Source organism: Staphylococcus sp. GDX7P312P (assembly GCF_008385775.1).
Taxonomy (GTDB): domain Bacteria; phylum Bacillota; class Bacilli; order Staphylococcales; family Staphylococcaceae; genus Staphylococcus; species Staphylococcus haemolyticus.
In genome coordinates this window covers 22,638-42,420 of record NZ_VUKI01000003.1, presented here as the reverse complement: position 1 = coordinate 42,420, position 19,783 = coordinate 22,638, and the positions used below count along the sequence as shown (strand labels likewise).

The following is a 19,783-nucleotide window of genomic DNA, read 5'->3' as shown; positions in this document are numbered from 1 at the left end:
TTTTATTTTGTCCCAGCCTCTAGATAAAATTATTATTATTTTTTAGCTTGGTAACTATGATAATTATGCCTATCATCACTAAAATCACTTGGAAAAAGTTACCAATTAACAAGACAATAATGTAAAACGGGATGATAAAAAGCAGTGTTCCAAAGAATATAGAGAAAAATAGTATAACAAAAGACATGTTCTCAGAAATGTTGATATTCAAATTGTTCCCCAACAGCAACCTGATTAAATCATTTACAAACCACACACTTTTCCATATACAATACATAAACACTGCCAGTAAAAATATAGAATAAGGTACTACTACTAACATTTGAATAAACGCAATGATACCGTCCATTAACTATCTCCATTTACATATCAAATTTTTATTACTTTAAAACGTAGATTGAGTATTTATTCGTTTGTTATCTCATTAAAATAAGCACACTGCCATGCTTGTGTCTTAGCTGCTGTTTTATTTAATTCAGTTTCCCACGGTGGATACACCCTCAATGCCATTTTCCCTTTAGACTCATCACTTTTCAAAATACCTTTCTTGATCAATATATCCTTAGGAAATATAAACTGGCCTCTCCGATTATCATCCACAATATTAACTATTAATTGATTCTCTAAATCATCCTCAGTAAAAGGTATATTCGTATTATTTTCATCTTTCTTCCACATAGCGAAAAAGTAGCCTTTTTTGTTAGGTGTCTTTTGAGCTAACCTACTTTTAAAATGTCCATTTCGAGTTTTTATTTCTACCGCTTCATATTGTTGATTCCATTCTTCTAATACATAAGAAACATCAGAATCTGAAAATAACAATTCCAACAAATGATAAGATTGCATCGTCTCAATGGATTTCATAAATATCTCCTTTTATGATATTAATTTCACTTACAGCCAATATTATTTGCATTAAATATACTCTGATTTATTAAAATTAATATATAGAACTGTAGTTAAAATTACTAAGTAGACAACCATCCATATATTAATTATAAGAAAATCCTTATTTAAGATAAGCATTATATCTTCATTTAACATCATCATAAAATCACTTATCGGTGGGAAGATCCATAGAACATAGCTTGAAATAGAAAAAGCTTCAATTATAACAACTCTTAATATTGAAAACAGAAAAATCAACATCATTATTAACCAAACAAATTTATAAGATAGTTTTGGAATTGTTTTTAATAAGGTTGTAATAAGAACGCCCACGATTATTGTAATTATATGACTATAAATACCAATTACAATTTCTATTACATTAGGTATATGCTCAAATCTAAAAGTAATTATAGGATAAATAATTGCGACTATACCCAACGGTAAAATAAGTAATATTGAAAATATTAATTTATTAGTCAAATATGTACTTTTAGATTTTAGTTGAGTAAATAATAATTGTTTTTCTTGGAGAGATTCTGCGTCAATAATTGTTACAGTTATCCAACCAGTTACAAATAAAAGAACCATTGATGTGCTAGCAAAACTAGACATGATTGGTTGACCAGAATAAAAATATATAATAATTAGTAACGTAAAAAATGTCACAAAAGGTGCTATTAGCTTATAAGTTCTAATATAGTTTTTAAATTGATACTTAATTAACGCCATTTTTTGTATACCTTCTTACTTCTTCAATAAAATATCCGTTATGGATTAATAATGCTATCACTTGATTACTTTGAGATGAATTTACAATAATACTTCCATCTTTGCTCATTTGAAAGTCATGTTCTTTTAAAATAATAGATAATTCTTTTTCTGACACTTGTATAATTTTAATCAACATCTTCATATCCGCATTAGTTGAACTATTATCTATTAGATGATTTTGTTCAATATTATATCGATGGGTAACAAACGTATAATCTACTATTTGTTCATGTGAAGTTAGTACTATTGTTGCAAATTGTTTGAATTGAATTAATAACGACTTTAACTCTGCGATGGCATTTTTATCAAGACCAGAAAACGGTTCGTCCATAATATAAATATCTGCTTTTTTAATTAAACACTGGATTAAATTCACCTTTTGTTGAGTACCTTTAGAACATTCATGAATTCTTTTTTGCAAAAATGGTTCTAAGTTAAACAGATGCGTCAATTGACTTATTTTAATGTCAGATTGATTTTTAATACTTATACTATCAATAAAATCCAGATATTCTTTAACAGTTAAATTAATAGTCATTGGCAAATGATCTGGTGCGTAACTTATGTTACCTTTAACACTCATCAATCCACTAGAAGGTTTCATTATATTGGCTAGCATTTTTAAAGTAACACTTTTCCCTGAACCATTCTTACCTTCAATTAAAATAATAGAGTTATTTGGAAACTTCATACTCATATTTTTAATAATTGCTTGATGATTAATTTCTTTTGAAATGTTCTTACCCTCTATCGAAAATGCTTGCATTTCAATACTCCTAAATCTAAAAGACGTTATGTTTATTGTATCTTTCTTACTTATAAAAACAAAATTTTACTATTCAAATACATTATATAAGTATTCTACAATTTCCATATTTTTATTTAATATTTAAATCTAAAAAAAGCCTATCAAAGTGTTCATACTCTGATAGGCTAGGTTGATTCAAGTTTACATCATTAAACTAATAACGCTTTACTTTCAATTTCATGTTTTAACTTTTCAATAAATGCTTGAATATCCATTGTTTCGTTATCATCATGTGCATATTTTCTAACTGAAACAGTGAGATGTTGTTGTTCATCGTCTCCTAATACTAATGTGTATGGAATTTTATTCAATTGGCTTTCTCTAATTTTTTTGCCAAGCTTTTCTTCTCTATCATCTATAGCAACACGGATATTCTCATCTCTTAGTGCTTCTGCAACTGTACGAACGTATCCATCATTATTATCTGATACGCCAATTAAATTCACTTGTACAGGTGCCATCCATAGTGGGAATGCGCCTTTGAAGTGTTCGATTAAAATACCGAAGAAGCGGTCTAGTGAACCGAATACTACTCTATGCAATACAACTGGTCGTTCTTTTTCATTTTGTTCGTTAATGTAAGTTAATTCGAATTTCTCTGGCATTTGGAAATCTAATTGCACTGTAGCACATTGATGACTTCGATTTAATGCGTCTTTAATATGCACATCAATCTTAGGACCATAGAAGGCTCCGTCCCCTTCATTAATAGAATAGTCTAATCCAAGGTCATCCAATACATGTGCCAATGACTGTTCCGCTTCATTCCACAAATCAATTTCACCTAGATAATCATCTGGTCGTGTTGATAGTTCAATACTATAGTCAAAGCCAAAGACTGAATAAATATAATCAATTAATTTCAGAATTTCTTGCACTTCTGATTTGATTTGAGACTTCATAATAAAGATATGCGCGTCATCTTGGCAGAACGTTCTCACGCGTAGTAAACCATTCAACGCACCACTAAATTCATGACGGTGCACTTGACCAAATTCAGCAATTCGAAGCGGTAAATCTTTATAAGATCTAAGTTCATTTTTAAAAATCAACATATGTCCCGGGCAATTCATTGGTTTCAACGCGTAATCATTTTCATCCACTTTAGTGAAATACATGTTCTCATGATAATGGTCCCAATGTCCTGATTCTTCCCAAAGTCGTTTGTTCATCATCAACGGTGTTCTTACTTCATCATAATCGTGTTTCAATTGAACCTCTCTCAAGAAACTTTCCATTTGATTGCGAATGAACTGACCATTAGATAGGTAGAATGGCATACCTGGCGCTTCTTCAGAGAACATGAATAATTTCAACTGTTTACCTAAGCGTCTATGATTTCGCTCTTCCGCTTCTCGTAAGAATTCAAAATAGTCATCAAGTTGATCTTTAGAACTAAACGCTACGCCGTAAATACGTTGCAACATCTTGTTATCACTATTTCCTCGCCAATAGGCACCTGATAGTTTAGTTAATTTAAAATGATTTACAAATTTAGTACTTGGTACGTGTGGCCCAACACATAAATCAATAAACTCACCTTGTTGATAAAGTGAAAGTTGATCATCGCGATGTTCTTCAATAAGTTCCAACTTGTAAGGATTTTCTTTAAAAATGTTTTTAGCCTCAGCATAGCTTAAATCTTGTCGCACAAATTTTAAATTCTCATTGTGTATTTTCTTCATTTCTTTTTCGATTTTATTTAAATCTGCTTCACTAATGGATTCATCTAAATCGATATCATAGTAAAAACCATGCTCAATTACAGGACCGATTGTTAATTTTACATCGGGATATAATCGAGTAAGTGCTTGTGCTAAGACGTGGGCGGCAGAATGTCGCATTACATTTAAACCTTCTTGATCTTTAACTGTGTAAAATGTGAGTTCACAATCTTCTTGGAGAGGATGGGTTAAATCAACTAAGCGGTCATTCACACGACAAACGACTGCTTCCTTATATAAAGATTGGCTAATAGATTTCGCTACATCACTAGCGCGTACACCTGCTTGATAAGCTTTATTACTTCCATCTGGAAATTGGATATTGATTTGTTGATTAGACATGATACATCTCTCCTTAAACATTCATATAAATAAAAAAACCCGTCCCTACAAGAGGGACGAGTTTGTAACACCCGTGGTTCCACCCAACATTCCATCTCAACTAAGAGATGACACTTTAGCCATGCATTAACGCGCATGAAACGTTACATGTTTCCATGTAATCTATGAAAAGGTAGTAAACTATATTTTAGATTAGGAATATCTCAGCGTTTATTCCCTCTCTGTGAATCGTCAACATAGCTCTTGTCCTTCAATCGTGTATTAATTTTTTATAATCATATACCTATCTTATTAGTTAGTCAAATGCGCATCAGGATATCAAATTAACTACATTAATTACCTTTTTGACAATTTATAATTTTTAAAAAACAAAAATATCTAGCCGAAGCTATATTCACACACTTCAACTAGACATTTTTCATTTAAACTTGATATTTAAAGATATTTGGATCATAGATTTTTAATACTTTTACAAATAAATAATGGAAAAATAGTGCAGAAATTAATGGAACAATGATGTACGCAATAGCGATAATCAATAAGCCACTCGTTGTACCCATTTCCAATAAATTTAACGATTTAATCGGTCCAACAAGACCAATGAGCCCGAAACCTGCTGAATCTGGCGTACCTTTAATATTGAGCAAGCCTCCAACAAATCCTGATACACCTGCCGTACATACAATTGGAAGCATCATCATTGGATGACGTATCAACGTCGGCATCATTAATTTTACTGCTCCAAGTAATACCGTAATCGGAATACCTGGTTTATTTACGCGCCAACTACCGACTGCAAGCATAATCGCACTCGCTGCTACACCAACTGCTGCCGAACCAGCCGCTAAGCCTGAAATGCCAATTGCCAAACCTATCCCGATTGAAGATATTGGTGAAACAATCAATATAGAGAAGATCATCGCGATCAATATAGTCATGATAATAGGTTGTGTATTCGTCAATCCATTGATAACATCTCCCAAGCCTAACGTAATCAATTTAGTGTATGGCAAGATTAATAGTCCAAGTAATCCCGCCACAGCACCACCAACGATTGGTAACACAATCATATTTAAACTACCTAATTTATGACTAATCAATAAGATGATACCGACTGCAATCGATGCAGTAATCATCGTATTAATTAAATCTCCTATACCAACAATGACCCACTTATTATCTGTGAAAGTAGATGCGCCAGATCCTACAAATGCAGCTGCACCTGTAACAGCGGTTTGTAATTGCGTTAATTTAAATTGTCCTGCAATTAATACACCTGTCAAAATTGGAATTGAATATTGAATCCCTTGCGTTACAAAGGCTACTTTCGTAAATATATCGTTATACTGACTTAAATATTTACTTAATTCTCCTAATATTGCGTTTGGAATCATACCTACTACAATTGCTAAAGCTACACCATTTAATACATTAAATATAAATGTTCTGGGTGTTATCATTTCTCTCTCGCCCATAATTCTTATACCTCAAAAAGCTTTCTCTTTTTATAAATTTTAATCTTGATTTTAAAGTATTGTATCAATAATTCAATCACATTATTTTAAATCTTTAAAAAATAAATATGTAACATTCATTATTTGTTCACAACTTCGATAATATATTACATTAACAATTACTAATGTAACCTATTTTTGATTACTATATCATTTTGCATGCAATTTCATAAAATAAATTAGGATGAATATTCATTATAATGTTTATAAATTACACTTTATGTATAGATAATACTAATATCATATTTAAGGTTGGGATACATATGCGTACTTTTCAAGAGGAAGATAAAATTAAGTTACTAGCAGATATTATTGAAATTCAGTCAGAAAATGAAAACGAAATCGAAGTCTGTCATTATATACAAAACTTATTAGCACAATACGATATACCTTCTAAAATATTAAAAGTGAGCGAGACAAGAGCGAACTTAGTAGCTGAAATCGGGAGCGGTTCGCCAATATTAGCGATGAGTGGACATATGGACGTAGTTGATGCCGGGCGTCACGATAAATGGACTTATCCGCCATTTAAACTCACAGAACAGGATGGCAAATTATATGGACGTGGAACGACGGATATGAAGGGTGCCTTGATGGGAATGGTTATCGCACTCATTGAATTAAAAATGTCTAGAGATTTACCTAAAGGAACAATACGCTTACTTGCGACAACGGGAGAAGAAAAAGAACAAGAAGGTGCCAAACGATTTGTTAAAGATGGTTATTTAGATGACATTGATGGCTTAATCATCGGAGAACCTACAGATAACGGGGTATTCTATGCACATAAAGGTTCAATGGCGTGTAAAGTGACTGCCACTGGGGTTGCTGCCCATAGTTCAATGCCATTTTTAGGGAAGAATGCAGTAGACTCGTTAGTCCAGTTTATAAATCAATTAAATTCAAAATATGATGATATCAAACAGCATGACCTTCAACATGAGCTAGATGTTGCACCAATGGTAAATAAATTTATGAAGGGCACTTTAAGCGAAAAAGAAGAAAACTTCGCATCAGGATTTACATTGATGGGTTCTATTATTAAAGGTGGCAAACAATTCAACTCTGTACCCGAGGAAGCCTCTATTGAATATAATGTAAGACCTGTGCCTGAGTATAATAATGACTTTGTTAAGACACTATTCCAACAGACAGTTGATGAAATAAATCCTGAAGCATTGTCGTTTGAAGTCGTAAGTGATCATCGTCCTGTCACAAGTGATAAAGATAGCACTTTAATTCAAGTAATTACTGAAGTCGCACCGCATTACGTGAATAAAGAAGACGTCTTTGTCGCAGCATTTATTGGTACTACCGATGCTTCAAGTCTGTTAGGCGATAATCCTAATAATGTAGATCTTGCTATTGTTGGTCCAGGTATTACGATTATGGCCCATCAAGTGGATGAATATATAGAAAAGGACATGTATCTTAAATACATCGATATCTACAAAGACGTTGCAGTTAAGTACTTGGCTGAAAAGTAAATTATATAAAGAAAACGAGACGTAGCACCGACATTCATACCTTAGTTGGTTAAAGATGTCTAATGCTACGTCTGTTTAGTTAGTGTCTTTATTTATGGTCCAGGGGGAAGACTAACCTGTTAGTGACCGTAGTCTACCTTCCCTATAACGTTCATGTTGTTTAATACTAACTGTGACGACAACTATGATAGTTTTTCCCCTATTAGCAAATGCTTAACGTAAATCATTCTTTATGTCTGAAAACAAAGTCTCGATGTCTTCAATATCACTGATATTAGGTATAAATATCATTTCTTTCGCATTTGGATACGGCGATACTAATTCATATCCTTCTAGCTTTTCAAGAGGAGACTTTGTAGCTTTAACTAACAATCTATTATCATACAAACCACCTATCACTTTGTCCTCATAATAAATGAGATACTCCCCCATCATACTTCTCGTTTTAATTTTGCTTGAATTAATTTTATTTAAAAATATTTCGTGAAAACTTTTGTCTGTTGCCATTCGACATCTCCCCTTTGTTCTATGGATACCCCGATATTAAATAAATTGAGCCATTTTAAATTGAAATCATAGTTATTTTGATATTAAAAATATATAATAACGCTACTACACTTAAAGGAGTTGCTATATCATGAAGACGCTACTTATTAATGCCCACCCAGATTTTAATAATGAATCAACGTATACCGCCAAATTAAAAAATTTATTTCTAGATAAATATAAAACTACATTTCCAAACGGGGAAATTGAAGAATTAAATTTATATGATATTGATGTACCTCGTATCGAAGGTGATCAATTATTAAATGTTTGGAACAAGCAAAGTTTAGGCGAGTCCCTATCAGATGATGAAACAAAAATTGCTGATATCTCGGCATTCTTATTAAATCAATTTAAAGCTAATCATCGCATTGTCATTCTAACACCACTTCACAATTTCAATATCACATCGAGATTAAAAGACTACATCGACAACATTATGATTGCTAGAGAAACATTTAGATATACTGAGGATGGTTCTGTTGGCTTAATGACAGATGATTATAAAGCACTATTATTACAAGCAAGTGGTGGTGTCTATACAAATGACGACCGTTATACGCCACTTGAATTCTCATATTACTATTTAAAAGAAATGTTTAAAGAAATCATGGGATTTGATGAGTTTTACATCGCTCGTGCCCAAGGTACGTCAGTCTTACCTGAAGACGAAATCTTAGATGCTGCAAACAAGGATTTAAACAACGTATTCGATGCGTTTTACACACAAAAATAGTTTCAATTACACAAAAAGTGAGCGGGATGACATTACCCTATTTATGTCATCCCGCTCACTTTTTAAAATTTATTAAATTAATAAATCACTACACAATATTATCAATAATTTCTTTACGTAATTTACCTCTGATTTCAGCCATCGTATTTAAATTATATTTTTTATAATCTCCTGAGTTTAAACGAAAGGCATGGACACCAATCACTTCATTTTTACTATTTAAGACTGCCCCACCAGAAGAACCTGGTTCTGCCATCATTTGATAATAGCCAATCGGGTTCACATTACGTGCAGTCATCGTGTATTTCCCCTTTGAATGATACATTGTGCCGGCAGGATCATTTTTATATTTACCAGTCGGCTTACCATAGTGGTACATGTGAATAGGTGTGTTTGCTTTCATAGCTTTAATCGAACTTTCTGATGCAATCTTTCTTATCTTCATATACTTTGAAATATCTTCATACGTATACACTAGAGAAACATCACCATATTGCAGCATTTGAACACCAAAGACTTCAAGTGTACGCACAATTTTAGACCCCTCTTGTAATATGTTGATACGCATATTTTGTGGTTGTGACGGTGTCAAAGGCTTATGCGCGTTTTGATCATTAACAACATGATTCGCAGTTAGAATCGTATGCTTTCCAATTGCTGTACCAGTGCCATATGTTAATTGTTTTACTTTTGGATTCCAATTATAAACTGTTGCGATATTGGCATCTTTCGCCTTAGCATGTTCAATGGTTACACCTTTGTTTCCCGATTTCTTCATAATTTTTAGTGCGTCATCAATACCTGATTCTTTCGTCGTTTGACCGAAATCACGTACATTATCACCGCCGGGCACATTAGATGGCCAACGCTTAGGTGCTTTATTGTAATAATTCTTTTTCGTCGTTGATGATGCTTTTTTAGACGCTTTGACTGTTGTTTGCGCACTTGGTTTTGCAGTTTTAGTCTTAGTTACAACTGCCACTTTCGTAGATGGTTTACTTGCCGATACTTTTGACGAAGTTGGTTTACTTTTCGTTTTAGTAGTTTGTGCTAATAACTGTGGTCTCGCGGATTGTGTACCTGTTACTTTTGATGCTTTTTGTGGTTTTTTATTTGTTGAGACAACTTTTTTGTTAACCTTAGTTGGTTGCTTTTGTATTTGCTTATGTTTTGAAAAGTTTTGCGATGAAGGTTGTACTTTAGTACTTTTTGGTGTCACATGTGTTGAAGTAACATGTGCTCGTTTAGAAGGTGCCATTGTCTTTTGTAACGAAGCTTGATTGCGATTTGTTACCTTAGATGGCGTTTGTACCTTAGGCTGTGTTGCTACAACTTTATCTTTAGATACATTTATTGAGTTATTTTGTTGTTTAACAACAGGTTGTTGAGATGTTTGTTGTACACCTAAATGATCACTTTTAGTAGAAGCATGCGCTTCATTAAATTGAAAAAGAAAAGATAAACACATCGTTATCAGAAAGACTACTAATATAAGTGAATATCTCTTTAATGTTGCCCCTTTGTTCACTATACTCATCCCTACTTTCATCATGTTTCAAATCAATTAATTATTGCTTTAATTTATTATATACCTTAATTGATGTACACTACAATATTCATTTTTATAGTTTTTTAGCTTTTAATAAATATTAAAATTATATAATATCGAATTGTCATCACTTTAATTTATAACAATTTATTCACGCGTTCATAAATTAAAAAGACAGCTAGTAGAATTTAATCTGCCAGCTGCCTATTTTTAATAAATATTAATGATTATTTAGATTTACTATCTTTTTGCTTTCTTTTTTGCAAATAAACACCAAATACAGGTGCCATTCCGACTATTATAAAGAATAGCGTATAAAACATAACATGAACCAATGTACTTAAAGACATTTGCAATGGCCTCCTCTAATGCTACATTTCATTATCACCATAACATTAATCCCTGCCTAATTCTATCTATTATCCATAGGGAGGCAAGACTTACTTCTTCCTCTAATAAATAAAGACCTCATGACTATCATCACGAGGCCTTGATATGAAACATTAATATCTTTTTTATTATATCGTATTATTCATTCTTAAGGGCTTTTTCAATCGCTTTAACGTTCTCTTTCATAAATGATTGATACGTATTTTTGTCATCATCTTGTTGTTTCGTATGTGAGCCCATATTATAGAATTTAATTGTTTTTGCGTCAGTTTCTTTTCTAACTGTATCGGCAACTTTGTTAGATACATTTTCTTCAGCTAAGATATATTTCACTTTATCTTCTTTAATTTGTTTAACAATATTTGTTAAATCTTTTTGGCTAGGTTCTTCAGCATTCATATTTTCGATACCTTCTTGTTTGAAGTTATATCTATCTGCTAAGTAACCAATAGAGTCATGTGAAATATAAACTGTTTTACCTTCATTACCTTTAACTGCTTCTTTCATATCTTTATCGATGCCTTTTAAGTCTTTAACTAATTTATTATAGTTATCTTCATAGTAATCTTTATGTTTACTATCTTTCTTAACTAATTCATCTTTAATTTCTTTAGCAAATTTTTGACTAATCACAGGATCTAACCAGATATGAGGATCATATTTGCCATGATGATGGTGCTCATGTTCTTCGCCGTGTTCATGCTCTTCACCATGTTCATGCTCATGTTCATGTTCTTCGCCTTTTAATAAGTCACTATTTTTATTTAATGTTGATTCTAAAGATAATGTTTTATCTTTATCATTAATGGCTTTGGCAATTTTCTTAGCTACGGGGTCTAAATTATCACCTGTGTATACGAATAAATCTGATTTGCCAATATCAACCATTTGTTTCTGACTTGGGTCATATGTATGTGGGTCTACTCCGTTTGGATAAACTGATTCAACATCAACATATTTACCACCGATTTGTTGCGCAAATGATTTAAGTGGATAAACTGTCGTCTTAACTTCTAACTTACCTTTATGATCAGATGATTTATCACTATCACCTTTGCCACATGCTGCAAGTGATAATGCTAAAACAGCTACAAATAATAAAATAATACTTCTCTTAAACATGTACACATCTCCTAAATCAAAATCATTACGTTTTATTATTCACATTAATCCGTCTAATTGTCAATGCTAATTTTTAAAATTATTAATGTTAGACATCAGAAATGCATTTAATCCCCCTTGATTTATTCATTTTTTGAAAATGTATATCGATTTAGGTATACTTTTTAAATAGTAATAATTACGATTTATTTGTTAGATTATTTCCTTACCTCAATAACAATTTAAAATCGTAACGTTAGCATCTCATACATAGTTAGGAGTTTATTATGGAAATCATTATTGTTGGAGGTTTCTTAGGCAGTGGCAAGACAACGATATTGAACCACCTAATTAAAGACGCATTGAATCATGATTTAAAAACTGCATTGATTATTAATGAATTTGGAAAAATGAGTGTCGATAGTCAACTCATTGAGCCAACTATTCCTATTAGTGAGATTGTAGAAGGCTGCATTTGCTGTGCTATGAAATCAAACGTTTCACAACAATTGCATGAATTATATTTAGAACATCAACCAGATCTTGTGTTTATTGAATGTAGTGGTATCGCTGAACCATTGGCCGTTGTTGACGCCTGTCTAACACCTGTCCTAGCTCCAATTACCACTATTAGAAGTATGCTTGGCATCATTGATGCAAAGTTGTACGAGAAGATAGAAACATACCCTAGAGATATTCAAGCGTTATTTTATGAACAATTAAGTCATTGCTCTACGCTATTTGTAAATAAAATTGATATTGCTGATTTTAATCAAGTCGCTCGCTTATTAAGGCATCTAGAGGTGATTAATGGAGACGCAAACATACAAGTAGGACAATGGGGAGAATTAGCGTTAAACACATTGTTAAACGTGAAACATTTAGATGCTAAACAAAGAGGTACACTCCATCACGCCATCAATCATCGGTTGATAGATACGCCTCGCTCACAACCAAAAGCAGCGTTCATTGAAAGATTAACCCAACTCCCACAACAAGTTTACCGTGTAAAAGGATTTGTTCGTTTTACAGATCATGAATTGATACATCTAGTTCAGTATGCTGAAGGAGAAATCGAATTAACACCGATTCAATTCAAATCAGATGTTCCTTTATATTTGGTAGCTATTGGGAAACATTTAGATGATATCGAGTTAGACTTATAACACTAAAAAAATCCAACACGAAATCGTGTTGGATTGTCATATAAGCTTTTACTAAACAAAAGTAAAAGCTAGTGAATGATAATGCCTTTATCCGTCGTTTCAATTGTGGCATTCTTCGGTGCTTTAATCATTTTCCAAACCCAATAGAAATCACCAGCACAACATCCTGCATGAAATGTGGCAAAGAAGAAAAAGAGCCCTCGCGGAAACCATCCTAAAAATAACGTCACTATAAATAGCGTTGTAATAATGACAAACGGTGCGATACTACTAATTAAAAACGTAAGCGGTGTAAACGTCCCACCTGGTATCGCACAATAAATCATACCGCTAGCTGCCCCAAAGTAGACTTTATTCTTAGATGAAAATAGTTTGAAAAATACCCCGTGAATACACTCATGGACAACAAACATAAGTACAATAAGAATAATCACGAATAATGCGTTAACTAACAAAGAATCAAAAAATTTATGTGCATCCGAAAACTTCATAATAATATAAAAAATGATACCGAAAACGACAAAGCTAATATAAGAATATATAGCTAGTTTATTCGCCAATTTTTTATCTTCTAACAAGTTAATTTCTTCCAAAGATAACGCTCCTTTTGAAAGTTTTGTTACTACTATCGTAATATGATTTCGTGAAGTTCACAATGCATCATTGTTTAATTTTGATTTACTTTACTTTTATTTTTATAGAAGCACTCTTATTCTTAGCTTTATCTTTGGCATACATAACGAGTGTTGTACCTTTTTTCTGTGGTCTAATGTTAATCGCATATGTTCCTTTAGAATTAACAGTAGCACTTCCTAATTTAGTAGAACCTTTGTAAATATAGACGATTGACCCTTTTTCACCTTTTCCAGAAATCGTTCTTGGTGCCATCTTGCTGACTGTCGGCTTTTTAGGTGCTGTTCTATCTAATACAGTTATTGTTACAACTTTACTTTTATTTTTATATTTATTAACTGTATAAAGTTGAATTTTGCTATTCGCCAATTGTTTAGGTATTTTCATAAAATATTTGCCATCTATTACGGACGCTTGCCCTATCTTTTTACCATTCACATAAGCATACATCGTCATTCCCGAAGAAGCTTTACCTCTTATTTCCGTTGAAAAGTCTGCAACAGGATCTACTGAAAATGTTTGTATATTCTCCGTTCTTTCAACTTTAAACTGACAATTAAGTTGATTGTTAGCATACACAGGATCATATCTCATTTCATTACCATATTTATCAGCAGCTAATATTTGATCAATATTCACAACACCTGTCTTAATATAATCCGGAAGTTTAAACTGGAATTTAACTTGCCAGTTACCATTGTCCAATAATGTCAGTGTTCTTGTAGAATGTGTAAACTGCATTGGAATGTATTAATGAAGATGCTGCAACTACTTAATAAACCCTCTGAGTAATGATGCTATTTTTATTACAATAATTACTCGACCTATTAAAATGAACAGCTTTCGGAATTAATTTCTGATATTAAAAAAAATAGCAAAGCGTATTTACCATTGTAAATTGCTTCGCTATTTAAGTATTGGTCCTTATATATACTAAAGTTCTTTTGTAAGATCTGCATTACGCGCTTTTATGGATGGTGTATACTTTAATAAATTACCCAACAGATTACTTTTCATTAATATTCTTCTTAATTTAATACTTTTCTCTCTTTTTTGTACTTCTTTATCATTTATAGATACAAAATTTCTTCTGCCTATTGTCGCACCTTGCTTTTGAAATTGTTTAACTTTAGGTCTTAAAATATTTTCCCATTCATTTAATGCATACTCTATATTATCTGGATATTTTTGTAATACTTTTCCTAATAGATTAGCACCACCCAGTCCTAATGTTGCGCCCATTCCTGAATAAAGTGTTGGACACCATGCTGAGTCACCGACTAGTACAACACGACCTCGATACCATGATGGCATTTTTACTTGGTCCGTTGTACTAAATATGACATCATCAGCTTGATCTAATTGTTCCAACGCAAATTCCATATATTTTCCATAGGGTTTGCCAAATACTTCTCTAATTCTTTCACGTGGATCTTTTTTTCTTTCCCCTTGTGGATTATCCGTTTTATACGTAAATAGAACTGTTGCTGGATGATCCTTAAACGTAAATACAGTAAATGATTTATTAACTTCATGCAAAATGACGCCTTGATCTATTTTTAAATCAGGTGGATTTTCGGTTAGTTGATAGGCACAAATCATATAATCTAATTCTTTTATATATTGTTCATGCGGACCGAATGCTAGTTTTCTTACTTGAGAAAATACACCATCAGCCCCTATAAAAAGATCATAAGAACTTTCAGATTTCATATTAGTTTTAAGATTTTTAGTAGTAACTCTTACTTCAGATGAATTTTGCCAAATAGCATCTGGCACTGTATCAAATAATATTTCGATATCATTTGGCAACGCTTTATAGACAGCGTTCTCAATATCGCCACGCAACATCATCCATGGAGCAAAAGATCTCGGAATATCAGCAAAGCCAAGTGTATAACCGGTAATGCCATTTCTATCTATTGAGAAATTAACAGAAGTAGAACTACGTCTATCATGTAAGAATTGAAGTGCTCCTAAATCTTGAGCAGCAGATCTACCAAGTCCAAATAGCGCCAAGAAATAGCCACCTTTACGCCGTTCTGAGGCTTTCTCAATGATGACAGGATCCCATCCTGCTTTTTTTAAAGCTATTGCTGAAGATATACCACTAATACCTAAGCCTACTATTAATACTTTTTTTCTTTCTTTATTTGTTTTGTTATTTGAAACATTATTAGACATGTTACATTCCCCCTGTGTGTCTAATAATATTTACGAGTAACCTGTTATACAATAATCAAAAACCATCAATCTGTATGTTTAGTAACAAAAGAATAAAAAATGTTGTCAAAAGCACAAACAATCCTAAGATTTTTTTGATAGTTCTATGACTAATTGTTCTAATGGACCTGTGCTCATGAGTGTATATAGATGATTCATGATTTCTTCTTCTGGAATTCTTTCTGAATCTAATACCCAATATTTAATTGTAGTTATGATAGCTCCAGAAATGTAACTGTGAAAATATCTAAAAGGTATATGGTTGATGGTCATTTTATTATTTAAAGCAATTAATAAGTTTTGTGAAATCGTATCTGATAATTTTTCTTCTAATTTACTTTGCCTTTTTAGATTAAATAATACTTCATATAATTCAATATTATTTAAAACAATTTTAATGATGCTATTTGGTACATTATTGATAATCTTATTTAAATCACTAAACTCATTAATTTGTTGGTTAGCTAATCTATCATAATCAATATTTGCTTTCATTCGTTCAATTTCTTTATCTTCTAAGTGACTTAATAAGTCAAATTTATCCATATAATATTTATAAAATGTAGCACGGTTAATATCCGCTTCATCTGCAATCTGTTGAATCGTTATTTCTTCTAAACTATACGTTTTTAAAAGTTGAATAAAACCTTTCTCAATACTAGTAATCGTTCGTTTAACTCTACGATCCATAAAAATCACTCCTTATTTATTAAATAATGACAACATTTCAGATTATATTGTTGTTTAACATTCACATTTAAAGTTATTGATTATTGAATATCCTTATCTGCCTATTATAATAACAAATAGAATGATAAACAACATAGTGTTGTTTTATAAGGAGAGAAATTTTTATGAAAAAGAAATTAGTGTGGATAATTCCCATTGCAATCGTATTAATTTTAATGATTTTAGCGACAGCTTTTTATCCTGCATACAACCCGAAGCCAAAAGATGTACCAATGGCAATATTAAATAAAGATAACGGTATTGAAGTTCAAGGTAATTCAACCAACATTGGTAAAAATCTAGCAGATAATTTGAAGAAAAGTGATAATAAAACGTTAAATTGGGAGTCCGTGAAAAATGAGAAAGACCTTAAGCAAGGACTAAAAGATAATAAATATATTGGCGCTATCGTCTTCGAGAAAGACTTTTCTAAAAATGCCATTAGTAATGCTCAAAGTAAAATTATGACTGAAAAACAAAATGAAATTAAAGAAAAAATAAAGTCTGGTGAATTATCACCTCAACAAATTAAAGCAATGCAAGCAAAAATGGGTAGTAGTTCTCAAGAAATACCAAAACCAAAACAAGCACATATCGAAACAATCATTAATCAAGGCAGTAATGGGCAAGTATCCAATATTGCTCAACAAGCACTAAGTAAAATTACAGAGAACCTTAATAATCAGATTAGTAAGCAAAATGTTGAGTTATTAGCAAAAAATCAAATAGACTTACCAAGTAAGCAATTTAATCAATTTGTGAATCCGGTCAAAGTTGAAACTACAACTTTAAATGAAGTTAAAGATCACCAAGGTAATGGAAATGGTGCTTCAGCAATGTTTACACCAATATGGTTTGCAGCAATGATTACCGCAGTGCTATCATTCTTAACCTTTAAAAACAGAGAAAAATTAACATCACATAAAGATAAATTATGGTTTACAAGTAAAGTTATCCTATCAGTAACAATAGCTGCTTTCGCTGGTGCATTTGTCTATGTCTACTATACAGGTGGAGTATTGAACTTTGATTTTAATCACCCATTAGATACAGCATTATTCATAGCAATTGCAATATTAGGATTTGCACTACTCATACTAGGATTAATGGTATGGATAGGCTTTGGTGCTATTCCAATATTTATTTTATATCTATTCTTCACAATGCAAGCAGTTATGTTGCCTAAAGTAATGGTACCAAAATTCTATCAAGATTGGATTTTACCATGGAGCCCATTCTATCACTATGTAAATACTTTAAAAGAGTTACTATATACTAACTCTGGCTTAACTATGAACGGCACAATATGGATGTTCATTTCATTTATCATATTTGGATTAGTATCACTAATTTCAGCTGTTTGTGTTAAAAAAGCTAAATAACAAAGATACTTAACTACTTTATCATTGTCTATATTTACTAAGAAATTGTTTTAAAACTGTATATCGATTCAAATATACTCCTTAAAGGTGGGTTAAAACCTAACTTTATGGAGTATATTTATGTAACTATTTACTATTTTTCAGTTTTAATTATGATACGTTCTCTACATATTGAATGATAATAAGGTCTCCCTTTTTAACTAGCCTCATACTAAAGCAGACAACAATTCCTTATTCTTGTGCTTTATTTACCTCATCAATAATAAGTTGATTTAACTCTTTGTTCCAAGGATAGGGTTTTGTCAGTATATATGACCCTAACGTTTTGATAGAAATTGCTGTTTCGATGACTTTTAATTGTTGAGATTCTACCTCTTGTTTCACTGTACGGTAAGGTAAAAATGAAAATCCGATATTATCTAATAACAATGATTTAATGACGCCAATACTCCATAACTCTGTTGTTTTATGGATATCTAATTGGTAATCTCGCACAATTTGTTCAAACATGTTTCGATATACTGATCCTTTTTCATTAATCACAAAATGATTGTATTGCTTCTGCTTTAACAATTCATCAAAATGGTCTGGCGCCTCTACATGCGCAACGACGACAATATCCTCTTCACAAATCATTGTGGCATTTAATTTGTCATGATGTACTCCGTCATTTAAGACAAAAGCTATATCCACTTCATCCTCAAGTAATTTCTGATGATTCATACTGCAACTATTATTTTGAAGATTAATATCGATATGAGGATAGTGATTAATGATATTTTTAATCACTTCACTCAACCCCGTCAGCATTAATGATTCGGGTGCTGCTATTCTAATCGTACGCATCAAATTATTATGCTCAGACACTTGTTTAATCCGTTGCGATGCATCATAAATTTGATTAATCATCGGTAGGATATCCTTTAGAAATGGTGTCGGAAGTAATTGTTTATGATTATAATCAAACAACTTTTGGTTTAACGTTTTTTCTAAAAGTTGAACTTGCTGAGTCACATTGGATTGCGTGTAATTCAGTAATTCAGCCGTCTTGGTATAGCTACCTGTTTCTAATAGCGTCTTGATAATTTTTACTTGTCTCATTTCCATGATGTAACCTCCCCTATGTATTACTTATATTAATTCTTCTATTATTAACATTAATTTTACTTATATACATATCCTTACTATAATAGCACAGAAAAGGTAGGCGAATAATGTGTTTTCTTTCTTAATCTATGTCTTTGTAACTTCAATCACACCTGGTCCAAGCAATTTATTTATGATGAACACGACAAGAATATATGGATTACGTGGCGGTAAGTCTTTTATATTAGGTATTCTTTCCGGATTTGCTTTTCTAGGCTTAGTATCCTACATTGCCATACTTCTATTTAGCCAGTGGATTACTTATATCGAGACACCCCTTAAATTCTTAGGATTTGTGTATTTAATTTATCTATCTTATAAAATTTTAACTTCTACTAATAAAAGAACCACTTCCAATGCCTATCACAGCTTTAAAAGTGGTTTTATTCTTCAGGTATTAAACATGAAATCATTATTATTTTTTATTACGTTGATTGGTGCGTTTATCATACCGTCAGTCACTGGTTCAACATCAATTCTAATCTATTTAATGATCAGTGTATTCATAGGTTGGGCTTGTCTCTTAGTTTGGGCATTTGCCGGTAGTGTATTTAATGACTGGTTAAATAAACATCAAACTTCTTTTAATATCATCATGGCATTATTACTATTATATTCAGCAATTTCAATATTCTTTTAAAATAA

19 protein-coding genes are annotated in these 19,783 nt (G+C 31.9%); 5 read left to right on the top strand and 14 right to left on the bottom strand.

Annotated elements, in window-relative coordinates:
* Positions 1 to 405: 405 nt before the first annotated feature.
* The 5 genes from F1592_RS01570 to F1592_RS01550 form a co-directional block, all read right to left on the bottom strand.
* On the bottom strand, positions 406 to 864 hold the full coding sequence (locus F1592_RS01570; RefSeq protein ID WP_053016964.1) for a MepB family protein: 459 nt from the start codon (positions 862 to 864) through the stop codon (positions 406 to 408).
* A gap of 51 nt (positions 865 to 915) precedes the next feature.
* Complete coding sequence (locus F1592_RS01565) at positions 916 to 1,620, bottom strand: hypothetical protein (RefSeq protein WP_053016963.1); 705 nt, start codon at positions 1,618 to 1,620, stop codon at positions 916 to 918.
* Positions 1,607 to 2,428: an ATP-binding cassette domain-containing protein gene (locus F1592_RS01560; protein WP_053016962.1), complete on the bottom strand. Its 822-nt coding sequence runs from the start codon at positions 2,426 to 2,428 to the stop codon at positions 1,607 to 1,609. Before F1592_RS01560 ends, F1592_RS01565 begins: the two co-directional genes overlap by 14 nt.
* Positions 2,429 to 2,619: 191 nt before the next feature.
* Positions 2,620 to 4,536: a threonine--tRNA ligase gene (gene thrS, locus F1592_RS01555; protein WP_149809641.1), complete on the bottom strand. Its 1,917-nt coding sequence runs from the start codon at positions 4,534 to 4,536 to the stop codon at positions 2,620 to 2,622.
* Positions 4,537 to 4,958: 422 nt separating this feature from the next.
* Positions 4,959 to 6,011, bottom strand: coding sequence for a PTS sugar transporter subunit IIC (locus tag F1592_RS01550; RefSeq protein WP_149809642.1), 1,053 nt, complete (start codon positions 6,009 to 6,011; stop codon positions 4,959 to 4,961).
* Between the two features lie 302 nt (positions 6,012 to 6,313).
* On the opposite strand from F1592_RS01550, the gene F1592_RS01545 reads away from it, so the two are divergent.
* Positions 6,314 to 7,537 carry an ArgE/DapE family deacylase gene (locus F1592_RS01545; protein ID WP_053016959.1) on the top strand — a complete coding sequence of 408 codons (1,224 nt, stop codon included), beginning with the start codon at positions 6,314 to 6,316 and terminating at the stop codon, positions 7,535 to 7,537.
* 213 nt (positions 7,538 to 7,750) lie between these two features.
* Here the strand turns inward: F1592_RS01545 and F1592_RS01540 are convergent, their stop codons facing one another.
* Positions 7,751 to 8,044, bottom strand: a complete 294-nt coding sequence (locus F1592_RS01540; protein ID WP_053016958.1) for a TfoX/Sxy family protein — start codon at positions 8,042 to 8,044, stop codon at positions 7,751 to 7,753.
* Between the two features lie 130 nt (positions 8,045 to 8,174).
* Here F1592_RS01540 and F1592_RS01535 point away from each other — a divergent pair, with 130 nt between their 5' ends.
* Positions 8,175 to 8,819, top strand: coding sequence for an FMN-dependent NADH-azoreductase (locus F1592_RS01535; protein WP_053016957.1), 645 nt, complete (start codon positions 8,175 to 8,177; stop codon positions 8,817 to 8,819).
* 88 nt (positions 8,820 to 8,907) lie between these two features.
* Here F1592_RS01535 and F1592_RS01530 read toward each other — a convergent pair whose 3' ends face one another.
* The 3 genes from F1592_RS01530 to F1592_RS01525 form a co-directional block, all read right to left on the bottom strand.
* Positions 8,908 to 10,287 carry a trypsin-like peptidase domain-containing protein gene (locus F1592_RS01530; protein WP_053016956.1) on the bottom strand — a complete coding sequence of 460 codons (1,380 nt, stop codon included), beginning with the start codon at positions 10,285 to 10,287 and terminating at the stop codon, positions 8,908 to 8,910.
* A gap of 308 nt (positions 10,288 to 10,595) precedes the next feature.
* Positions 10,596 to 10,718 (bottom strand): hypothetical protein, encoded by a 123-nt coding sequence (locus tag F1592_RS13930; protein ID WP_259343085.1) that lies wholly within the window; start codon positions 10,716 to 10,718, stop codon positions 10,596 to 10,598.
* A 178-nt stretch (positions 10,719 to 10,896) separates the two neighbouring features.
* Positions 10,897 to 11,880 (bottom strand): metal ABC transporter solute-binding protein, Zn/Mn family, encoded by a 984-nt coding sequence (locus tag F1592_RS01525; RefSeq protein WP_053016955.1) that lies wholly within the window; start codon positions 11,878 to 11,880, stop codon positions 10,897 to 10,899.
* A 266-nt stretch (positions 11,881 to 12,146) separates the two neighbouring features.
* On the opposite strand from F1592_RS01525, the gene F1592_RS01520 reads away from it, so the two are divergent.
* Positions 12,147 to 13,025 (top strand): CobW family GTP-binding protein, encoded by an 879-nt coding sequence (locus F1592_RS01520; RefSeq protein ID WP_053016954.1) that lies wholly within the window; start codon positions 12,147 to 12,149, stop codon positions 13,023 to 13,025.
* Positions 13,026 to 13,093: 68 nt separating this feature from the next.
* Here F1592_RS01520 and F1592_RS01515 read toward each other — a convergent pair whose 3' ends face one another.
* The 4 genes from F1592_RS01515 to F1592_RS01500 all read right to left on the bottom strand — a co-directional run bounded on the left by F1592_RS01515 (position 13,094) and on the right by F1592_RS01500 (position 16,571).
* Positions 13,094 to 13,618, bottom strand: coding sequence for a DUF3267 domain-containing protein (locus F1592_RS01515; RefSeq protein ID WP_149809643.1), 525 nt, complete (start codon positions 13,616 to 13,618; stop codon positions 13,094 to 13,096).
* Positions 13,619 to 13,703: 85 nt separating this feature from the next.
* Positions 13,704 to 14,363 (bottom strand): Ig-like domain-containing protein, encoded by a 660-nt coding sequence (locus F1592_RS01510; protein ID WP_053016952.1) that lies wholly within the window; start codon positions 14,361 to 14,363, stop codon positions 13,704 to 13,706.
* 228 nt (positions 14,364 to 14,591) lie between these two features.
* Positions 14,592 to 15,842 (bottom strand): FAD-dependent monooxygenase, encoded by a 1,251-nt coding sequence (locus F1592_RS01505; protein ID WP_053016951.1) that lies wholly within the window; start codon positions 15,840 to 15,842, stop codon positions 14,592 to 14,594.
* Between the two features lie 123 nt (positions 15,843 to 15,965).
* On the bottom strand, positions 15,966 to 16,571 hold the full coding sequence (locus F1592_RS01500; protein ID WP_053016950.1) for a TetR/AcrR family transcriptional regulator: 606 nt from the start codon (positions 16,569 to 16,571) through the stop codon (positions 15,966 to 15,968).
* Positions 16,572 to 16,735: 164 nt separating this feature from the next.
* On the opposite strand from F1592_RS01500, the gene F1592_RS01495 reads away from it, so the two are divergent.
* The gene (locus F1592_RS01495; protein ID WP_053016949.1) at positions 16,736 to 17,992 is read left to right on the top strand and encodes an ABC transporter permease; all 1,257 of its coding nucleotides are present in this window, start codon (positions 16,736 to 16,738) and stop codon (positions 17,990 to 17,992) included.
* Between the two features lie 231 nt (positions 17,993 to 18,223).
* Here the strand turns inward: F1592_RS01495 and F1592_RS01490 are convergent, their stop codons facing one another.
* Positions 18,224 to 19,099, bottom strand: a complete 876-nt coding sequence (locus F1592_RS01490) for a LysR family transcriptional regulator (RefSeq protein ID WP_053016948.1) — start codon at positions 19,097 to 19,099, stop codon at positions 18,224 to 18,226.
* 109 nt (positions 19,100 to 19,208) lie between these two features.
* On the opposite strand from F1592_RS01490, the gene F1592_RS01485 reads away from it, so the two are divergent.
* A complete protein-coding gene (locus F1592_RS01485; protein ID WP_149809644.1) occupies positions 19,209 to 19,778 on the top strand; it encodes a LysE family translocator in 570 nt (189 codons plus the stop codon).
* Positions 19,779 to 19,783: the final 5 nt, after the last annotated feature.

Excerpts from the sequence above, each read along its gene's own strand:
- F1592_RS01570 (WP_053016964.1), bottom strand. The coding sequence starts at position 864 with ATGAAATCCATTGAGACGATGCAATCTTATCATTTGTTGGAATTGTTA.
- F1592_RS01565 (WP_053016963.1), bottom strand. The coding sequence starts at position 1,620 with ATGGCGTTAATTAAGTATCAATTTAAAAACTATATTAGAACTTATAAG.
- F1592_RS01560 (WP_053016962.1), bottom strand. The coding sequence starts at position 2,428 with ATGCAAGCATTTTCGATAGAGGGTAAGAACATTTCAAAAGAAATTAAT.
- thrS (WP_149809641.1), bottom strand. The coding sequence starts at position 4,536 with ATGTCTAATCAACAAATCAATATCCAATTTCCAGATGGAAGTAATAAA.
- F1592_RS01550 (WP_149809642.1), bottom strand. The coding sequence starts at position 6,011 with ATGGGCGAGAGAGAAATGATAACACCCAGAACATTTATATTTAATGTA.
- F1592_RS01545 (WP_053016959.1), top strand. The coding sequence starts at position 6,314 with ATGCGTACTTTTCAAGAGGAAGATAAAATTAAGTTACTAGCAGATATT.
- F1592_RS01540 (WP_053016958.1), bottom strand. The coding sequence starts at position 8,044 with ATGGCAACAGACAAAAGTTTTCACGAAATATTTTTAAATAAAATTAAT.
- F1592_RS01535 (WP_053016957.1), top strand. The coding sequence starts at position 8,175 with ATGAAGACGCTACTTATTAATGCCCACCCAGATTTTAATAATGAATCA.
- F1592_RS01530 (WP_053016956.1), bottom strand. The coding sequence starts at position 10,287 with ATGTGTTTATCTTTTCTTTTTCAATTTAATGAAGCGCATGCTTCTACT.
- F1592_RS13930 (WP_259343085.1), bottom strand. The coding sequence starts at position 10,718 with ATGTCTTTAAGTACATTGGTTCATGTTATGTTTTATACGCTATTCTTT.
- F1592_RS01525 (WP_053016955.1), bottom strand. The coding sequence starts at position 11,880 with ATGTTTAAGAGAAGTATTATTTTATTATTTGTAGCTGTTTTAGCATTA.
- F1592_RS01520 (WP_053016954.1), top strand. The coding sequence starts at position 12,147 with ATGGAAATCATTATTGTTGGAGGTTTCTTAGGCAGTGGCAAGACAACG.
- F1592_RS01505 (WP_053016951.1), bottom strand. The coding sequence starts at position 15,842 with ATGTCTAATAATGTTTCAAATAACAAAACAAATAAAGAAAGAAAAAAA.
- F1592_RS01500 (WP_053016950.1), bottom strand. The coding sequence starts at position 16,571 with ATGGATCGTAGAGTTAAACGAACGATTACTAGTATTGAGAAAGGTTTT.
- F1592_RS01495 (WP_053016949.1), top strand. The coding sequence starts at position 16,736 with ATGAAAAAGAAATTAGTGTGGATAATTCCCATTGCAATCGTATTAATT.
- F1592_RS01490 (WP_053016948.1), bottom strand. The coding sequence starts at position 19,099 with ATGGAAATGAGACAAGTAAAAATTATCAAGACGCTATTAGAAACAGGT.